The sequence below is a fragment of the Chitinophaga sp. LS1 genome (assembly GCF_034274695.1).
Lineage (GTDB): Bacteria > Bacteroidota > Bacteroidia > Chitinophagales > Chitinophagaceae > Chitinophaga.
Map to the genome: position 1 here is coordinate 7,304,920 of NZ_CP128362.1, position 16,838 is coordinate 7,321,757.

Here is a 16,838-nt window from a genome sequence, read left to right on the forward strand (position 1 = left end):
GGAAAAACTCCAGACCATTTCATTTATCAAACTGCTATGTATGATTTATTTCTTCACATTCACATTGTGGGTTACAATGTGCACGACTGATTTATAAGGTTTATCGTGGTGCGTACCTTCAGACTTCTCATTATAAGAAGCTTCCACCAGGTACTGTCCTGCCTGTAAAGGTGTAAAGTTAGCCACTCCATTTTGTCCGCTCTTTAACTCCTTCACCCAACCATCAGGAGAAATCACTTCTACCTTTGCATCTGCCAGAGGTGCTTTACCTTTATATATTGTCAATGGCACATTCCCAAAGCCTTTAGGCTCTTCGGCACCAGGTACGACAGACAGCAATGTACTGGCCGACAACTGAGAAGGACTCTCTTTACCAACAACTACAGTAGCAGTTGCATAGTATTCAATCTTCGTTTCTCCGTATATTGTTTCGACAGTATGACTGATAGCTAAGGTATAAGTACCTTCTGTAGCAGGGGTAAACTGACCGGCCAGACTTCTGCCGTCTGCTTTGAGGGAGATTTCCTCACGGGCGCCAGCAGGTGTGGTCACAAACAGTTTAACATCCTTCATATTGCTAAACCAGTTGCTGACTGAATCCCTTTCATTAGCGGCATATTCTCCCAGGAACACCCGTACGTCCTGCGCCTTATTCTTTGTGCCTTTCAAAGCGGTTTCAATCCATACAGCATGGGCGGATGCAAAAAATGCGCACAATAGCAGCGCAATACTGAGGGTAAGTTTCTTCATCTAGGTTGAAATTTTGCCGCAAAAATGAGGAAATCTACATAGACGAGATGCGCCAATCGGAAATTTTATTTACGCAAAACGAAATTTTTTTTCAAAAACGGATATGACCTTTTCAATCCTTTCTTGTCTTTAACATATACCACCACAAATGAAGGAAAACAAACAACTGATCGAATTACTTGAAAAATATCAGGCGGGCACTATATCTGATGAAGAAAAAGCGATGCTGGAATCCTGGTATAATATGGAGGCGGCTAAACCATCTGCCCCTGTTGACGATGTGCAGGAGAGCCTGCAACGTATTGGGAACAGGCTTCCTTTACCAAAGAAGGTTAACATCTGGCCCCGGCTCGTTGCTGCTGCTGTTGCCATATTGTTTGCAGTCAGGATCTTATTCTTCCATACAGTCAACCCGGTAGAAAAGCCTTTGGTCAACCATATTGACACTATTCGTCCCGGTGGCAATCATGCCGTTCTGCAACTGGCCAGCGGGCGGCAAATAACGCTGAACAGCCAGCAACAGGGCATTGTGGTCAAAGGGAAACAGGTGATTTATAAGGATGGAAATGAGGTCACCAACACAAATATTGGCGTACAATACATGCAACTGATCACCCCCAAAGGTGGTCAATACCAGATCACCCTGCCGGATGGCACCCAGGTATGGCTTAATTCCGCCACTAAACTAAAGTATCCCGACCATTTTGAAGGGGAATACAGACAGGTGGAACTGGATGGTGAAGCCTACTTCGCAGTTGAAAAAGGCACACAACCTTTCATTGTAAAGAGCCGGCAACAGACAGTACAAGTACTGGGTACTGAATTTAATATTATGGCCTATGCAGATGAAAGCGCTATCCAGACTGCCCTGGTATCTGGTGCAGTCAAAGTAAACGAGACGCTGTTAAAACCAGGTTTTGAGGCTCATTTTTCACCTGAAGGCATACAGGTAGCACGATCTGATCTAAAAGTAGTGACAGCCTGGAAAAACGGCCTGTTTTACTTCAAAGATGCCAGTTTACAAACCGTCATGAACCAGCTGCAACGCTGGTACGATATAGAAGTGACTTACCAATCAGAACGAAAAGGAGATGAATTTAATGGACAAATACCGAGGGATAAACCACTGGGGAGGGTTTTGGAGATCTTAAAACTATCAGGAATCAACTTTAAAATGAATGGCCGGCAATTAATCGTATACTAATTAATTAACTACATGAAAATCGTATTTCGTCCACCGTGATAAATATTTTATTTATCTGATTTCTCGCGTACCACAACGAAGGAAAAGCTGGTAAGTGAAGCAACACTTACCAGCAGAAAACAATGCCTTGCTATCCCGCATGTCGATGGGCCGGATAGCAACTGGCTATGCTTTTATTAAAATCAACCAAAAGTATGCATTTTAATCTTGGGGCTAAAATCTTTATTAGCCGGAAATCGCTGTGTACCAGCATTTCAGTAATCCTGGTACTCATTTTTGTAAGTATTCAGTCCTATGCACAGGTCACTATCTCAGCCAAAAACATTCCTCTCGATCAGGCGTTTGATCAACTCAGCAATCAGACAGGCTATACTTTTTTTTACAATAACAAGGACATCCGCAAACTTGGAAAAGTAGATGTAGCATTCAAAAATGTAAGCCTGGAAACAGCTTTGGGACAACTTTTAAAAGGCATGCCGCTCAACTGGCATATTGTAGACAAAACAGTCGTGATCAGGGCCACTACCCCATCCAATGTACAGGATACTGTGCGGGAAATAACCGGTACGGTACGAAACCGGCTCAGTGAACCCCTGCCCCGTGTAAGCATCAGGGTACAGAATGAAGTATACCAGACTAGCAATGATGGAGAATTTAAAATTAAGATCACTAATGAAGATGCCCCCATCTCCTTTAGTTTTATTGGTTACCAACCTGCTGTATATAAAGCGGGACAGGCTAAAAACGGCAAACTCAATGTCGTACTCGAAGATGCCAAAATCGGTCTGAATGAAGTAGTGGTGAACGGTTATCAGGAAATACATCGCGACAACTACACAGGTACTGCTGTGGTGGTAAGTGGTGAAAAGCTGAAAGAACTGAGTCCGCAAAATCTGTTGCAGGGTATGCAGATGGTAGATCCTTCCTTTAAAATACTCAACAACAATTTCAATGGTTCTAATCCGAATAGTCTGCCAGTGATCAATGTAAGAGGATCTTCTGCCCTGCCCACCGGTAGCGATGGCATACTCAGAAGGGATAACATCACCAGCTCTGTGAACCTGCCGGCCTTCATCCTGGATGGTTACGAAGTGAGTCTCGAAAAAGTATTTGATCTTGATATGAACCGCATTGCCTCCGTTACGTTGCTGAAAGATGCGGCAGCTACCGCCATCTATGGTTCCCGCGCGGCAAACGGGGTATTGGTCATTACGACCAAAGTACCTGCCAATGGGAAATTGCAGGTTACTTATAATCATGAAACCAATATCAATAGTCCGGACCTTACAGATTATCATGTATTGAATGCGACACAAAAACTACAGTACGAACAGCTGGCAGGCGTGTACGATGCCGGTCAGCAAAAAGTGCCACAGGATAACCTGGATGTTTTGTATTACGAGAAATTGAAAAATGTAGTCGGCGGTGTGAATACCTATTGGCTCTCACAACCACTGCGCACGGCCGTTGGCCAGAAGCATGGGGTATACCTGCAGGGTGGTGCCGAGAATTTCAGGTATGGCATCGACCTTCGCTATCAAACCAGACCCGGTGTGATGAAAGGCTCTTCCCGTGATCAGTATTCCGGCGGCATGAATTTTAGCTATAACCTCAGCAATAGAATTAAATTCCAGAATGAGCTGACCATTACACAGGTAAAGGCAAAAGAATCTCCCTATGGCAGTTTCTCAGATTATGTAAAAACCAACCCTTACTACCGCATTACAGATGATAACGGGAATATGCTCCGTGAACTGGAAACATGGAGTGACCGCAATGGTACAGGAGGCGCTTACCAATATGATTATGTGCTGAATCCATTGTACAACTCCACCCTTAGCAGTTTTAATAATAACAACTATAACGAGATCATTGACAACTTTGCTGCGGAGTTTGAAATTGCCAAAGGACTTCGTGTACGTGGTCAGATGAGTTTTACGAACAGACAAACCAATGGCGATAATTTTCTCTCCCCGCTGGCAAATGAATTTTATTTCTATGCGGCCTCTGAGACGGATCAGAAAGGTTCTTATACCAGTAGTAAAACAAAAGAAACTTATTGGGATGGAAACATTCGCCTGAACTATGTAAAGCAAATCCGCGAACATAGCATCAACCTTGTAGCAGGTGCGAATATCAGAACTGAATTTTCCGACTATTCTTCTTTTACGGCGATAGGCTTTCCCAATGATCGTTTTACCAGCGTAGGTTTTGCCAAAGGGTATGCAGAAGGTGCCCACCCCAGTAGCAATATAGAAAGGTCAAGATTGTTTGGCGACTTTATCAGTACGAACTACTCTTATAAAGACAGGTACCTGATGGATGCCACTGTGCGTACAGACGGTTCTTCTAAATTTGGTACGGACAACAGACTGGCACCTTTCTGGTCTTTGGGTGTAGGCTGGAACCTGCATAAGGAAGCCTGGTTCAGCAATCCTGCTATCAGCCAGTTAAGGCTTCGTTTTACAACAGGTCTTACCGGCTCTGTGCAATTCAGTCCTTATCTCTCCCGCACAACCTATACATATGATCAGGATAACTGGTACTCCTCCGGCATAGGCGCTACCGTTGATAATTACGGCAATAAAAACCTGGGATGGCAAAAAACACGCAGCACAGATTTCGGCTTTGATCTCGGTCTCTTCAATGACAGAATCTTCCTTTCTCCCCGTGTGTACTATAAACTTACAAAGGACCTATTGGCGGATATCAGTATCGCTCCTTCAACAGGTTTTAGTTCCTACAAGGAAAACCTGGGAGACATGGAGAATAAAGGGATTGAACTCAGTATGCGGGCTGTGGTGGTACAAAACAGGAATTGGGGTATAAATGTCTATGCTAACCTTGTACACAATACCAACAAGATCGTCCGCATTTCCAATTCACTGGAAGCCTATAACAACAAAGTTAACCAGGAACAGGAGAATAACAGCAATTATAAAGGGGTACCATTGCTCCGTTACAAAGAGGGGCAATCATATGATGCGATCTATGCTGTACGCTCACTGGGTATTGACCCGGAAAATGGGAAAGAGATATTTGTAAAACAGGATGGTACACTTACCTACCAATGGGATGCCCGTGATGTAAGGGTAGTTGGCGATGCCACCCCATTTGCACAAGGCTCATTTGGTGGGTCATTTCATTATAAGAAATTCATGATGAGTATCAACTTCCAGACAGAGTTCGGTGGAGACATGTACAACCAGACACTGGTAGACAGGGTAGAAAATGCCAATCCCCGGTACAATGTAGACAGTCGTGTATTTGCAGAGAAATGGAAGCAACCGGGAGATAAAACATTTTACAAAAGTATTTCAGACTGGGGACAGACACAGGTATCCTCCCGTTTTATTCAGCCAAACAACGTACTGTCTCTGCAATCTATCTATTGCTCTTATGACCTGCGTGTAATAAAAAAGATGGTACGACTGGGAATGACGGCCAATGACATTTTGCGCTGGTCATCAGTAGAGCAGGAAAGAGGGATTGACTATCCCTTTGCGCGTAGCATCACCTTTTCATTACAAGCCCAATTCTGATTATCATGCGACTACTAATAACAACATTAATACTGGCCCTTACATTTACCTCCTGTAAAAAATGGCTGGATATACAACCGGAAAGTGAGATCTCTGACGAGGTTTTATATTCAACAGAAGAAGGTTTTCAGGAGGCACTGATCGGGGTGTATACCAAATGCTCACAGGAATCTCTTTATGGCAAAGAACTCACTGTAGGCACGCCGGAAGTACTGGCGCAAAACTATACCCTTACAGACAATGATGCGTATTATTATCTGAAGACCAGCAACTACATTTACACAGATGCTGACTTCATCAGCAGGAAAGACAATATCTGGCAGGGGTTGTACAATGCCATTGCCAACTGCAATCTGCTGCTGGCCAATATCGATAGTAAACAAAAGATATTTACTGGTAATAACTATGCATTGATTAAAGGGGAAGCACTCGCACTCAGAGCTTATATTCACTTTGATCTGTTGCGCCTGTTTGCGCCTGTCACGACTTCAGCTACAGGTATTCCTTACGTCACCAAATATTCAAAGGATATCACGCCTATGTCTACAGTAGGTGCTGTGCTGGACTCTGCCATCGACGACCTGAAGCGTGCAAAGGATTTGCTGGCTGTAGATCCCATTATCAGCAAGGCATATATAGTAGGCTATCCTACTGAAAGTGATACGACCCTGAATACGGAAGAAAGCAATCCGGAACTATTCCTGCAGGACCGCCGTCACCGGTTGAACTACTATGCGGTATGCGGTACACTGGCCAGGGTATACCTTTATAAGAATGATAAAACCAATGCACTTACGAATGCACTGGAAGTGATCAACTCTAATAAATTTCCCTGGACAAACAACACTGATTTTCTGGCCGTAGATGATGATAAAAAAGATCGTATCCTTTATAAGGAACTGGTGTTCGGCTGGTACATTCCTTCAATGGCCACGACCTACAAGAATTCCTTTTTCCTGAGTAGCACCAGCGGTATACATCTCTCTGAAAATGCAGGTCAAACCATCTACGAAACCGGTGGCGCAGGTGCGGATGATCTTCGTTATAAAGAGTGGTTTGTGTCCAGCAGTGGTGCAACTTCCAATACACTGAACATTACCAAGTATCTCCATAATACAGACAATACAGCCACTGATGCGAACCTGCATTACATGATGGCACCGGCCATACGGCTGAGTGAGATGTACTACATCGCAGCAGAGTGTACTTCTAATGCTGATTATCTCAATACAGTACGCACCCACAGGGGCATTGGCAGCCCTGTCACAGGCGATCTGATTACAGCGTTATTGAAAGATGGCCGCAAAGAATGGTATGCGGAAGGACAGATCTTTTACATGTACAAAAGATTGAACCACGACATTGCGAGCCAGAACGGTAGCAGCATTCCTGCATCAGACAAAATATTTGTATTACCACTTCCAAACGATGAGATTCTTTATGGCGGAAGATAAAAAAGACGACACCATGAAAGCGATATATATCATCCTGCTGATGTGTCTATTTGCAGCATGTAAGAAAGCAGAAGAACTACACTATGATCATGCAGCCAATATCCATTTCGATCTGAGCAGCGGGGATAAGGATAGCATTGTATATACTTTTGCCTATACACCTACCCTTTCGCAGGATACGATCTGGTTGCCCGTTCAGTTGGCAGGTATTCAGGTCAATCAGGACAGAACATACAGTGCCTATGTAGAAACAGATTCCTCTACAGCACAGGCAGGTGTACATTATGAACCTTTAAAATCCACTTACACACTTCGTGCAGATACAGGCAGGGCATCCATTCCAGTAATCATCTACAATGTGTCTGATCTGGAAAGTGAATCGGTCTCTTTAATGATCAAGCTAAAAGCTACCAATGATCTCGGCATTGAGATCCCGACTGCCGATGATGGCAGTAATCTTCTGAAAGCGAAGATCGTCTTCTCCGCTATGCTCGAAAAGCCAAACTGGTGGGATATGTGGCTGGGTAGTTACTATTCCCGTACCAAACATCAGCTCTTCCTGATCGTATCAGGTGTGACCACTCTTACCACCAACGGTCTTGATGCACCCCGCAATCTCTACCTGGTCAATCTGCTCACGGCTATGCTGAATGATCCTTTCAAATGGGTAGCTAATAATCCGACTAAAGGATATGTATTGGAAGCCAGTGGAGATGACTACTATTTCTATAGCATAGAGAATCCTGCGAGGAAGATATTGCTGCGCTGGAATGCAGCGGCTGGTAAATATTATTTCATTGACGAAAACGGCAAGGAGGTCAATTAATATGAAAAATCATCTGACAGCAATAATATGTTTTTTGCTCCTGACAGCGTGTTATAAGGACAAAGGCAATTATGATATAAATATGCCGCTTACACCTACGGTCAGTGGGTTGGATTCTATCTACAATGCAGTAGTGGGCGATAGTCTTATCATCACACCAAAGGTAACCATTGGCAATAGTGATTCGCTGGTGCTGGAATGGCGGATCAGTGCCCCGGAGAGTGAAACAGGTTTCCTGTATTTCACAGGTTCTTCCATGCGTATGCTCTTTGGTTTACAGGCCAATTTATATTCGGCCCGGCTTTCTGTGTACGACAAGAACAATGGTATCAGGTATTTTTATGCATTCCAGATACAGGGGGTGACGGATTTCACTGCTGGTACGACAGTGCTGAGTGTAGATAATGGTGTATCGAAACTCTCATTCATTACAACTGGTGGAGAAGTAAAACCAAATATCTATGAAACCGTGAATGGGCATAGTCTGCCACCGGATCCATTGCAGTTGTATTATATGAAAGACCAGGTGCAGGGAGATATGGCGCTGGGTTACTGGATCATATGTAAAAATGGTGGTGTCCGACTGAATGTAAGTAGTCTGCAGGATGATCCGACTTATCCGAATACATTGGCAGGTAATTTCTTTTCTGCACCGGATAGTATTGTAGTGGGATCTTTCCAGCAGGGTAACAGGGGTAGTCTGGTGGGTGTTGTGAATGACAAGTTCTATTCAGGTTATACCACTACGTGGAATCAGGCAACCTCCTTCGGGATGTTCGGTGATTATGCTGCCGGCACTTATAATCTGGCACCTTCCTTTATTTCTACCCTGATCAATGGGTCTTATTCTTATATAGGCTTTGACAAGGATAAGCAACAGTTTGTACGCATCAGCGGCACGCCTTATTATTATGGCACGCAGTATACGACTACCAGTACGACGGCTTTTGATCCTACGAATGTAGGCCTGTCACTGATACATATGGAGCAGATAAATAGCGGGGATTGCTATGCCTATCTTAAAGGTGCTGATGGCATAGTATACGAATTAAAGTTCACCGTAAGTTTCACGAATAGTCCTTACACCTTTACGCCGGTTCAAAAGCGCGCTTTCATCCAGCAAAGCCTGATCAATGAAGATACCAAATGGCAGGCCGCAATCAATGGGGTACTTTATATCGCATCAGGAGAAAAGGTGTATCGATATAATCCTTTAAATCAGGAAGTACGTGCATTGGAAACTTCATTCGGTGAAAACACAGTAAGTATGATCAAGCTCTCCGACGACCAGGATACGCTCATTGCAGGAGCTGGCAACTCACTCTATTATATGGATATCAGCACTGGTAAATATGGGGTGCTGACAAAAACAATTACAGGAATTCCCGGAAAGCCAGTCGATATCGCATGGCGTCCATAACTTTTAAAATCATTCACTATGCATAAATTCATATTATTCTTGTTGCTACCAGTAATAGGCGTAGCACAACAAAAGACCTTCAATATTCAGGGAACAGCGCCTGTCGCTAAAAATGGGTGTAAGGTATATCTGAATTACCAATCCGAAGGCAAATTATTGATGGATTCCACTGCCGTAAAAGATGGGCAGTTTGCATTTAAGGGTAGTGTGAAGGAATTGTCTTATGCCCGCATGGTATTTGACCATGAAAACAAGGGGAGCTATTGGGTATTAAATATAGGAGACCGGTTCTATTTTTACCTGACGAATGAAACATACAAAGTGGCGGTAAAGGATTCTCTTAAAAAAGCAACGGTAACCGGGTCACCCACCCAAAAGGCATATGCCGCATTTCTGTCACAAATAGGTGGAGGGTTTATGAATATTATCGATTCTGCCAATCAGGAGATGAGTACAGCAGATACAGGAGCGATTCCCGCCATTCGCAAAAAATACGACAGCAAATTTGCTGCCATGCGTGAGAAAGAGAGAAAATTCATAAGCGCTCATCCTGATTCTTACTTTTCCATCGTTGCGCTGACAGATGTAGCGAACAGAGCCCCTATGAGTGAAGTAGAGACTTTATATAACGGCCTGAGTGAAAAAGTACGTACCACTACTCCAGGCAAGGAGATGAAATCCCGCATAGTAGCCACTCACACAATTCAGGTTGGGCTTGCTGCCCCTGAATTTGAGCAGCCTGATGTAAACGGTAAGCTCATCAAACTCTCCGACTACAGGGGAAAGTATGTACTGGTAGACTTCTGGGCCAGCTGGTGCCACCCGTGCAGGGAGGAAAATCCCAATCTGAAAAAGGCTTATGGGGTATTCAAAGAAAAAGGCATGGAAGTGCTGGCAGTTTCACTGGATGATAAGCAAACCCGGAATGCCTGGATCAAAGCCATTGAGACGGATGGCCTGCCATGGGTGCATGTTTCCGATCTGAAAGGCTGGCAGAACGAGGTGGCTGTATTGTATGGCATTCGTGCTGTACCGCAGAATTACCTCATTGATCCTGAAGGCAAAATCATAGCCCAGAACCTGAGAGGTCCGGAACTGACCACCAAACTTGCAGAATATATACATTAGTTTATCCTCCTATTTTTCCCTATTTCACAGGTGTATCATATTAATCTATGATACACCTTTTTTTATTTAGTTATTTTTTATACTTTTCTTTCGACCTTGTTCATTTAACACTACCAGCTTGGCAAAACCTGATATTGAACTAGAATTATTACCAGACCATCAATTGCTGCAGCTACTTTCGGCGGGGAGCCAGGCGAGCTATACCGTCATTTATGAGAGATATAGTGAAATACTGTTCAGGCATGCCTATAATATGCTGGAAGACCGGGCTGAGGCGGAGGATGTGATACAGGAGGTGTTTCTCATGCTTTGGACAAAGAGAGCCGGGGCTGCAGGGGCAAAATCACTTTCTGGTTATTTATATACCAGCGTTCGTAACCGGATATTAAATCATCTTACACATCAGAAGGTCGTAGACAAATACCTGGATAGTATTCGAACTTATATGGAAGCAGGCGGTTATACCGCCGATGAGCTGCTGCGCGAAAAAGAACTGGCGGCGGTGATAGAAAGAGAGATTGAGGCGATGCCGCCTAAGATGAGAGAGATATTTTTGATGAGTCGTGAACAGGAGTTGTCGCATAAGTCTATTGGAGAGTTGTTGAATATTTCTGATAAAACGGTTAAGCAGCAGGTGTATAAGGCGGTGAAGCAATTAAAGGGGAGGGTAGAAAATTTTTTGAAGGTGATACCTATATTTTTTTAAATCATTTTTTCGTAAATTAATAGTAGATCTATCATTAAAGGACATACGTTTACAATATTGAGTTTGTTACCCACAAATTTGTGAATATCATGCTCATTCCCTTCTCCACGGGGAATTTGATGGTTTGTTGCCCAGAAAAAAAAACATAATTTTATGAATACAGTTTATGTAGACACCTCTGTGTTTGGGGGGTGTTTTGAGAATGAATTTTCAGATTCAAGTCTGGGGTTATTTAATGAGTTTAAGAGGGGGAAGAAGATGATGATGATTTCAGAATTGGTAAGGGAGGAATTGAATGACGCCAGAGAAGAGGTAAAAAAACAGGTCACCAAAGTGCCAAAACTATTTAAGGTAGAAGTTAAACAAACTGTTAAAGCAGAACAATTAGGTATGATGTACGTTGAAGCAGGCGCATTAGGGTACAAGAGTTTAAGTGATGCTTATCATGTGGCAATGGCTACGTTGCATGGTGCAGATATACTGGCTAGCTGGAATTTTAAGCACATTGTAAATAAAGAGAAGATTGAACTTTTTAATTATATCAATCAAAAAATGGGGTATAGAAATATTAAAATTCGAACTCCTCAGGAAATTTTAAATCCATAACATTATGAAACCAAAAATTATACCCGGCTACGACTGCGTAGGCGAAGTAAGAAAAATCCGGGAGCAGATGCATGACCGGTTTAATGGGGATATGAGACAGTTATGTGCGTATCTCGATTCCCGCAGAGATTATAATGAAAAGAAATGGGGTGTAAAATTCATCGGCGATGATGAAGAATAATATAAAAGGTGAGCATGCTGCTCACCTTTTATATTATTTATGAATCTTTTCTATTGCACACCCTCATCCCCTTCTATCCTTAATAGAATCAAACACTTACATACTTTATCCTCCCAACCCTTCTCCCCTATCAAAATTTTTCTATATTTGACCCGATAAACCAATGCGGCTTTTTCTTTCCCTATCACTTAAAAGCCTCATAAACACTGTACCAAGGCATATCCTATATAGGTTTTTTCTTCCCATATCATTAAAAACCATAATAGATATCCCTTATCCATCAAAATAACCTAAATGAAAAGAACAATCATCTTATTGGTTAACCTGCTCCTCGCAGCTTTCACCTACGCACAAACACCCGTATCACTCAATGGCCAGTTGAAAGTAACCGGCACCAAACTCTGTAACCAGAACGGTTACCCTATTCAACTCAGAGGCATGAGCACCCACGGTATCCAATGGTACGCAGGCTGTATTACCGACGCCTCCCTGGATACCCTCAAAAGCGACTGGGGAGCAGACATCGTACGCATCGCCATGTACGTACAGGAAGGTGGTTACGAAACCAATCCCTCCTACTACACCTCCCTCGTTAAAAGCTATGTAGACAAAGTCACTGCCCGTGGCCTTTACGCCCTCATCGACTTCCACATCCTGACTCCCGGTGATCCAAATTACAACACCGACAGAGCCAAAACCTTCTTCACCGATATTGCCAACACCTACAAAAACTACAACAACGTTTTGTATGAAATATGCAATGAACCAAACGGCGTGACCTGGGCCACCATCAAGAACTACGCTGATCAGATCATTCCACTCATCAGAGGCATCGACAATGACGCTGTCATTTGCGTAGGAACCAGAGGATGGTCTTCATTAGGTCTCTCAGAAGGCAGTACAGCCCAGGAGATCCTCGACAATCCACTCAGCTATGCAAATGTGATGTATAGCTTTCACTTCTATGCAAAAAGCCACCAGGATTATTACATCAATCACCTGGACTGGGCATCTGACCGCCTACCGGTTTTCGTGACCGAATTCGGTACACAGGAAGCCTCCGGCGATGGCGCCAATGACCTCACCATGAGTCAACGTTATATGGATCTGTGCAAAAGCAAAAAAATCAGCTGGACGAACTGGAACTTCAGCGACAACCCTTATAGTGGCGCTGTATGGAACAGTGGCACCTGTTCTGGTAACACCTGGACCACCAGCCAACTCAAAGAGGCCGGTGTTTTTATCCGTAATAACATGCGTACTGCGGATGATTTCGGATCCACCAACAATGGTACGAATATCGCACTCGGCAAAACTGTGACCGTATCCTCTACTGAAAGTTCTACTACCTCCCTCGTTGGTTCCAACGCTGTGGATGGTAGTTACACCACCCGCTGGTCTTCTACCCTCTATGCTGATCCGCAGTGGATCACTGTAGACCTGGGTAGCTCCTACATTGTTTCTGAAGTAAAATTGACCTGGGAAGCGGCTTATGCAAAAGATTACCTTGTACAGGTATCTGCTGATAATACCAATTGGACCACGGTAAAAACAGTTGCAGGAAATACCAGTTTAACCAACGATCACACCGGTTTATCCGCCACCGGCAGATATGTACGTATCTATGGTACTGCCCGTGGTTCTGCCTATGGCTATTCATTATATGAGCTGGAAGTATATGGAACAAATGCTAACAATCCTAACCTGGCATTGAACAAAACAACCTCTACCTCTTCTGTAGAAGCCACTGGCCTGGAAGGCAATTATGCAGTAGATGGCAATACGGCTACCCGCTGGTCTTCTACCCTCTATGCTGATCCACAATGGATCAAGGTAGACCTGGGCAGCAGCTATTCCATTGGTGAAGTAAAACTGATCTGGGAAGCCGCTTATGCAAAAGACTACCTTGTACAGGTATCTGCTGATAATACCAACTGGACCACGGTAAAAACAGTTGCAGGAAATACCAGTTTAACCAACGATCACACCGGCTTATCTGCTACCGGCAGATATGTACGCATTTACGGTACTGCCCGTGGCTCTGCCTATGGCTATTCATTATATGAACTGGAAGTGTATAGTGGCAGCAGCAGCGCACTAAAAACAGTGGCGACCAACAGTAAGTTGCAGGATATTATTTTATACCCTGTTCCTGCTCACGATCACTTAACTATCACATTGCCTGCAAGTGAACAAAAAACCTATATCAGTATGGGCGACATGAGTGGTACGAAGTATCGCACCGTGACCACTACTGACAGGGTCTATAATATGAATATCGCCAAACTACCTGCCGGCGTATATTTCATCATGATCCAACAGGGTGATCAAAGAACTATTAAAAAGATAGTAAAGCAATAAACAAAAAGGCCACGCAAATTGCGTGGCCTTTTTGTTACTTCAATTCTGCAATTTTCGATTTTGCATAATCAATATCTTCCTGCCCCCCAACCTTCACCAATAGGCATATCAATAGCGTTCTCAAACGTGGGTACAACATGACTCTAAAATATAAAAATATGTATCATTATTGTACAGTATTTGTCCGCAACCGGACAAATCCCCTGCAAACTATGGAAATAATTATCTGATTTTTAGCAATTTATGATCCGGCATTGCCTTTGAAGCGAACCGTACAGACTGAATAATTTAGCATGTTCAAAAATTACTTCAAAATTGCATTTAGAAATCTGGTAAGAACAAAGACGTTCTCCTTTATTAATATCACCGGCCTTGTAATGGGGATGTCCTGTTGCATGCTCATCTGCCTGTGGATCTACAATGAAGTAACATTTGACAAGTTTCATCAGAACCGCGCTACCATCTACCAGGCCTATAACCGCACTACCCTTGACGGTAAACTATTCTGCTGGAATGCGACTCCCAAACCACTGGCTGCTGCACTCAAACAGGATTATCCGGGTATTGCAAATACCTGCCGTACTTCTTATACTACATTTGTAACAGTAGCAGGTGAAAAAAAGATTTCTTCAAAGGGCATGTTTGTAGATACGACCTTCCTGAATATGTTCACCTTTCCTTTGCTGAAAGGGAACATCAACACCTTGCTGAGTGATCCGTATGTGATGGTGGTAACAGAAAAGATGGCGAAGAAAATGTTTGGTACCACCGACGTCATCGACAAAATGATTGGTATTGACGGTCAAAATTTCAAAATAACCGGGGTACTAAAAGACCTGCCTATCAACAGCACATTTGATTTTGAATACCTCCTGTCCTGGTTCTACCTGAAAGCCAAAGGATACGATGGCCAGTACTGGGGTGATAACAGCATATATACTTTTGTTCAGCTGGCACCCAACGTAGCTGAAGCTACCATGGATGCCCGTATTAAGGATGTAACCAGAAAACACTCCAATGGAGAAATGCCCATTGATGTGTTCCTCCATCCCATGAGTGAGTGGCACTTATATTCCAAATTTGAAGATGGGAAAATCGCTGGCGGTCGTATTGAAATTGTAAGAATGTTCGGCTTCATTGCCATTTTCATACTCCTGATCGCCTGCATCAATTTCATGAACCTTAGTACTGCACGTAGTGAAAAACGTGCGAAAGAAGTCGGTATCCGGAAAGTAGTTGGCGCTATGAAAAAATCACTGATCAGTCAGTTCCTCATAGAATCTATTCTGCTCACCACCATCGCCGGCATACTATCCATCATACTTGTCTTCATCATATTACCAGCCTTCAATCACCTGATCAACCAGGAACTTACACTACCTTATAATAGTATTCTTTTCTGGACGGTACTGGTTGCCTTCATTCTATTTACAGGTATGCTGGCAGGCAGTTACCCTGCATTCTTCCTCTCCTCTTTCAATCCTGCCGGTATATTCAGGGGCTCGTTCAAAAAGCTGAAAGGTGCTGTCAGTCCACGTAAAGTATTAGTGGTATTGCAATTCTGTATATCTATTATATTGATTATATCTACGGTGATTGTAATCCGCCAGTTAGACTATGCGCGTAACCGGAATGCCGGTTTCACAGGTGATCTGGTCATGTACCATTCATTGAATGCAGAATTATGGAAGAACCGCGATGTAGTAAGAAACGAGTTGATAGCAGCCGGGTTAGCATCTTCTGTCACCGCTACCAATGCCAAACTCACACAACAATATAGTTCTACGTGGGGAATATTCTGGAGAGGTAAGCCGGAGAAAGATAATACCATATTCGAGCGAAAAGCAGAAGATGGCGGATTAGTGAAAACAGCAGGACTGAAATTGATACAGGGACGCGACATTGATTTAGTTAACTTTCCGTCTGACTCATCAGCTGTACTCCTGAATGAAACTGCGTTAAAAATAATGGGCTTCAAAAACCCGATTGGCGAAATCGTGAAAGATAATGACAGAGAATACCATGTGATTGGCGTATTTGGCGACATCATATTTGACTCTCCCTACGAAAATGCGGCACCTGTTCTCTTAACCGGCCCTAAATTTACAGAACTGGGTATACTCAACATCAAACTGGCGCCTGCTGCTGATGTTGTAAAACAGGTGCAGCAAATAGAAAAGATCTATGCTAAATATTGCCCCAGCTATCCTTTCGAATATCATTTTGTAAATGAAGATCATGCAAAGAAATTCGAGGATATGCAGCGCACAGCGAGACTGACTACTTTGTTTGCCATCCTGACTATCTTCATCTCCTGCCTGGGGTTATTTGGACTGGCAAGCTATATCGCTGAAGGAAGAATAAAGGAAATCGGCATCCGCAAAATACTAGGTGCATCTACAGCGAAGATCATCAAATTGCTGACAAAAGACTTTATTGTTTTAGTAGTTATTGCATTTATAATAGCAGGCCCTATCGCCTGGTATGCCATGCACCAATGGCTGCAGGGTTATGCCTACAGGATCGGGATAGATTGGTGGATCTTTGCAGGCGCAGGTGTACTGGTCATTATGATTTCTATGATCACCACCGGCTATCATGCATATAAAGCGACATTGACAAATCCCGTAAAGAGTCTGAAAGCAGAATAAATCATTTAT

Annotated in this window: 12 protein-coding genes; 11 read left to right on the forward strand and 1 reads right to left on the reverse strand. The window is 43.3% G+C overall.

Features of this window, described 5'->3' with window-relative positions; genetic code table 11:
* Window positions 1-45: 45 nt before the first annotated feature.
* The gene (locus QQL36_RS29875) at window positions 46-750 is read right to left on the reverse strand and encodes a DUF4198 domain-containing protein (RefSeq protein WP_083722339.1); all 705 of its coding nucleotides are present in this window, start codon (window positions 748-750) and stop codon (window positions 46-48) included.
* Between the two features lie 148 nt (window positions 751-898).
* On the opposite strand from QQL36_RS29875, the gene QQL36_RS29880 reads away from it, so the two are divergent.
* The 11 genes from QQL36_RS29880 to QQL36_RS29930 all read left to right on the forward strand — a co-directional run bounded on the left by QQL36_RS29880 (window position 899) and on the right by QQL36_RS29930 (window position 16,829).
* On the forward strand, window positions 899-1,954 hold the full coding sequence (locus QQL36_RS29880; protein ID WP_083722340.1) for a FecR family protein: 1,056 nt from the start codon (window positions 899-901) through the stop codon (window positions 1,952-1,954).
* Between the two features lie 194 nt (window positions 1,955-2,148).
* Window positions 2,149-5,496 carry a SusC/RagA family TonB-linked outer membrane protein gene (locus QQL36_RS29885; RefSeq protein WP_321567801.1) on the forward strand — a complete coding sequence of 1,116 codons (3,348 nt, stop codon included), beginning with the start codon at window positions 2,149-2,151 and terminating at the stop codon, window positions 5,494-5,496.
* 5 nt (window positions 5,497-5,501) lie between these two features.
* The gene (locus tag QQL36_RS29890; protein WP_321567802.1) at window positions 5,502-6,950 is read left to right on the forward strand and encodes a RagB/SusD family nutrient uptake outer membrane protein; all 1,449 of its coding nucleotides are present in this window, start codon (window positions 5,502-5,504) and stop codon (window positions 6,948-6,950) included.
* Window positions 6,937-7,776, forward strand: a complete 840-nt coding sequence (locus QQL36_RS29895; protein ID WP_179091065.1) for a DUF4843 domain-containing protein — start codon at window positions 6,937-6,939, stop codon at window positions 7,774-7,776. The genes QQL36_RS29890 and QQL36_RS29895 overlap by 14 nt, the downstream gene beginning before the upstream one ends.
* Window position 7,777: 1 nt before the next feature.
* The gene (locus QQL36_RS29900) at window positions 7,778-9,196 is read left to right on the forward strand and encodes a PKD-like family lipoprotein (protein ID WP_179091066.1); all 1,419 of its coding nucleotides are present in this window, start codon (window positions 7,778-7,780) and stop codon (window positions 9,194-9,196) included.
* An 18-nt stretch (window positions 9,197-9,214) separates the two neighbouring features.
* Complete coding sequence (locus QQL36_RS29905; protein ID WP_321567803.1) at window positions 9,215-10,324, forward strand: TlpA disulfide reductase family protein; 1,110 nt, start codon at window positions 9,215-9,217, stop codon at window positions 10,322-10,324.
* Between the two features lie 118 nt (window positions 10,325-10,442).
* Window positions 10,443-11,030: an RNA polymerase sigma-70 factor gene (locus QQL36_RS29910; RefSeq protein ID WP_321567804.1), complete on the forward strand. Its 588-nt coding sequence runs from the start codon at window positions 10,443-10,445 to the stop codon at window positions 11,028-11,030.
* Between the two features lie 153 nt (window positions 11,031-11,183).
* Entirely contained in the window at window positions 11,184-11,636 is a 453-nt protein-coding gene (locus QQL36_RS29915) for a hypothetical protein (RefSeq protein ID WP_321567805.1), read from the forward strand.
* Window positions 11,637-11,640: 4 nt separating this feature from the next.
* Entirely contained in the window at window positions 11,641-11,817 is a 177-nt protein-coding gene (locus QQL36_RS29920; protein ID WP_179091067.1) for a hypothetical protein, read from the forward strand.
* Window positions 11,818-12,111: 294 nt separating this feature from the next.
* Complete coding sequence (locus tag QQL36_RS29925) at window positions 12,112-14,178, forward strand: cellulase family glycosylhydrolase (RefSeq protein ID WP_083722347.1); 2,067 nt, start codon at window positions 12,112-12,114, stop codon at window positions 14,176-14,178.
* Window positions 14,179-14,471: 293 nt separating this feature from the next.
* Entirely contained in the window at window positions 14,472-16,829 is a 2,358-nt protein-coding gene (locus QQL36_RS29930; protein WP_321567806.1) for an ABC transporter permease, read from the forward strand.
* Window positions 16,830-16,838 lie beyond the last annotated feature (9 nt).

Bases quoted from the DNA above. Each gene is read 5' to 3' on its own strand.
- QQL36_RS29875 (WP_083722339.1), bottom strand. From the start codon at position 750: ATGAAGAAACTTACCCTCAGTATTGCGCTGCTATTGTGCGCATTTTTT.
- QQL36_RS29880 (WP_083722340.1), top strand. From the start codon at position 899: ATGAAGGAAAACAAACAACTGATCGAATTACTTGAAAAATATCAGGCG.
- QQL36_RS29885 (WP_321567801.1), top strand. From the start codon at position 2,149: ATGCATTTTAATCTTGGGGCTAAAATCTTTATTAGCCGGAAATCGCTG.
- QQL36_RS29890 (WP_321567802.1), top strand. From the start codon at position 5,502: ATGCGACTACTAATAACAACATTAATACTGGCCCTTACATTTACCTCC.
- QQL36_RS29895 (WP_179091065.1), top strand. From the start codon at position 6,937: ATGGCGGAAGATAAAAAAGACGACACCATGAAAGCGATATATATCATC.
- QQL36_RS29900 (WP_179091066.1), top strand. From the start codon at position 7,778: ATGAAAAATCATCTGACAGCAATAATATGTTTTTTGCTCCTGACAGCG.
- QQL36_RS29905 (WP_321567803.1), top strand. From the start codon at position 9,215: ATGCATAAATTCATATTATTCTTGTTGCTACCAGTAATAGGCGTAGCA.
- QQL36_RS29915 (WP_321567805.1), top strand. From the start codon at position 11,184: ATGAATACAGTTTATGTAGACACCTCTGTGTTTGGGGGGTGTTTTGAG.
- QQL36_RS29920 (WP_179091067.1), top strand. From the start codon at position 11,641: ATGAAACCAAAAATTATACCCGGCTACGACTGCGTAGGCGAAGTAAGA.
- QQL36_RS29925 (WP_083722347.1), top strand. From the start codon at position 12,112: ATGAAAAGAACAATCATCTTATTGGTTAACCTGCTCCTCGCAGCTTTC.
- QQL36_RS29930 (WP_321567806.1), top strand. From the start codon at position 14,472: ATGTTCAAAAATTACTTCAAAATTGCATTTAGAAATCTGGTAAGAACA.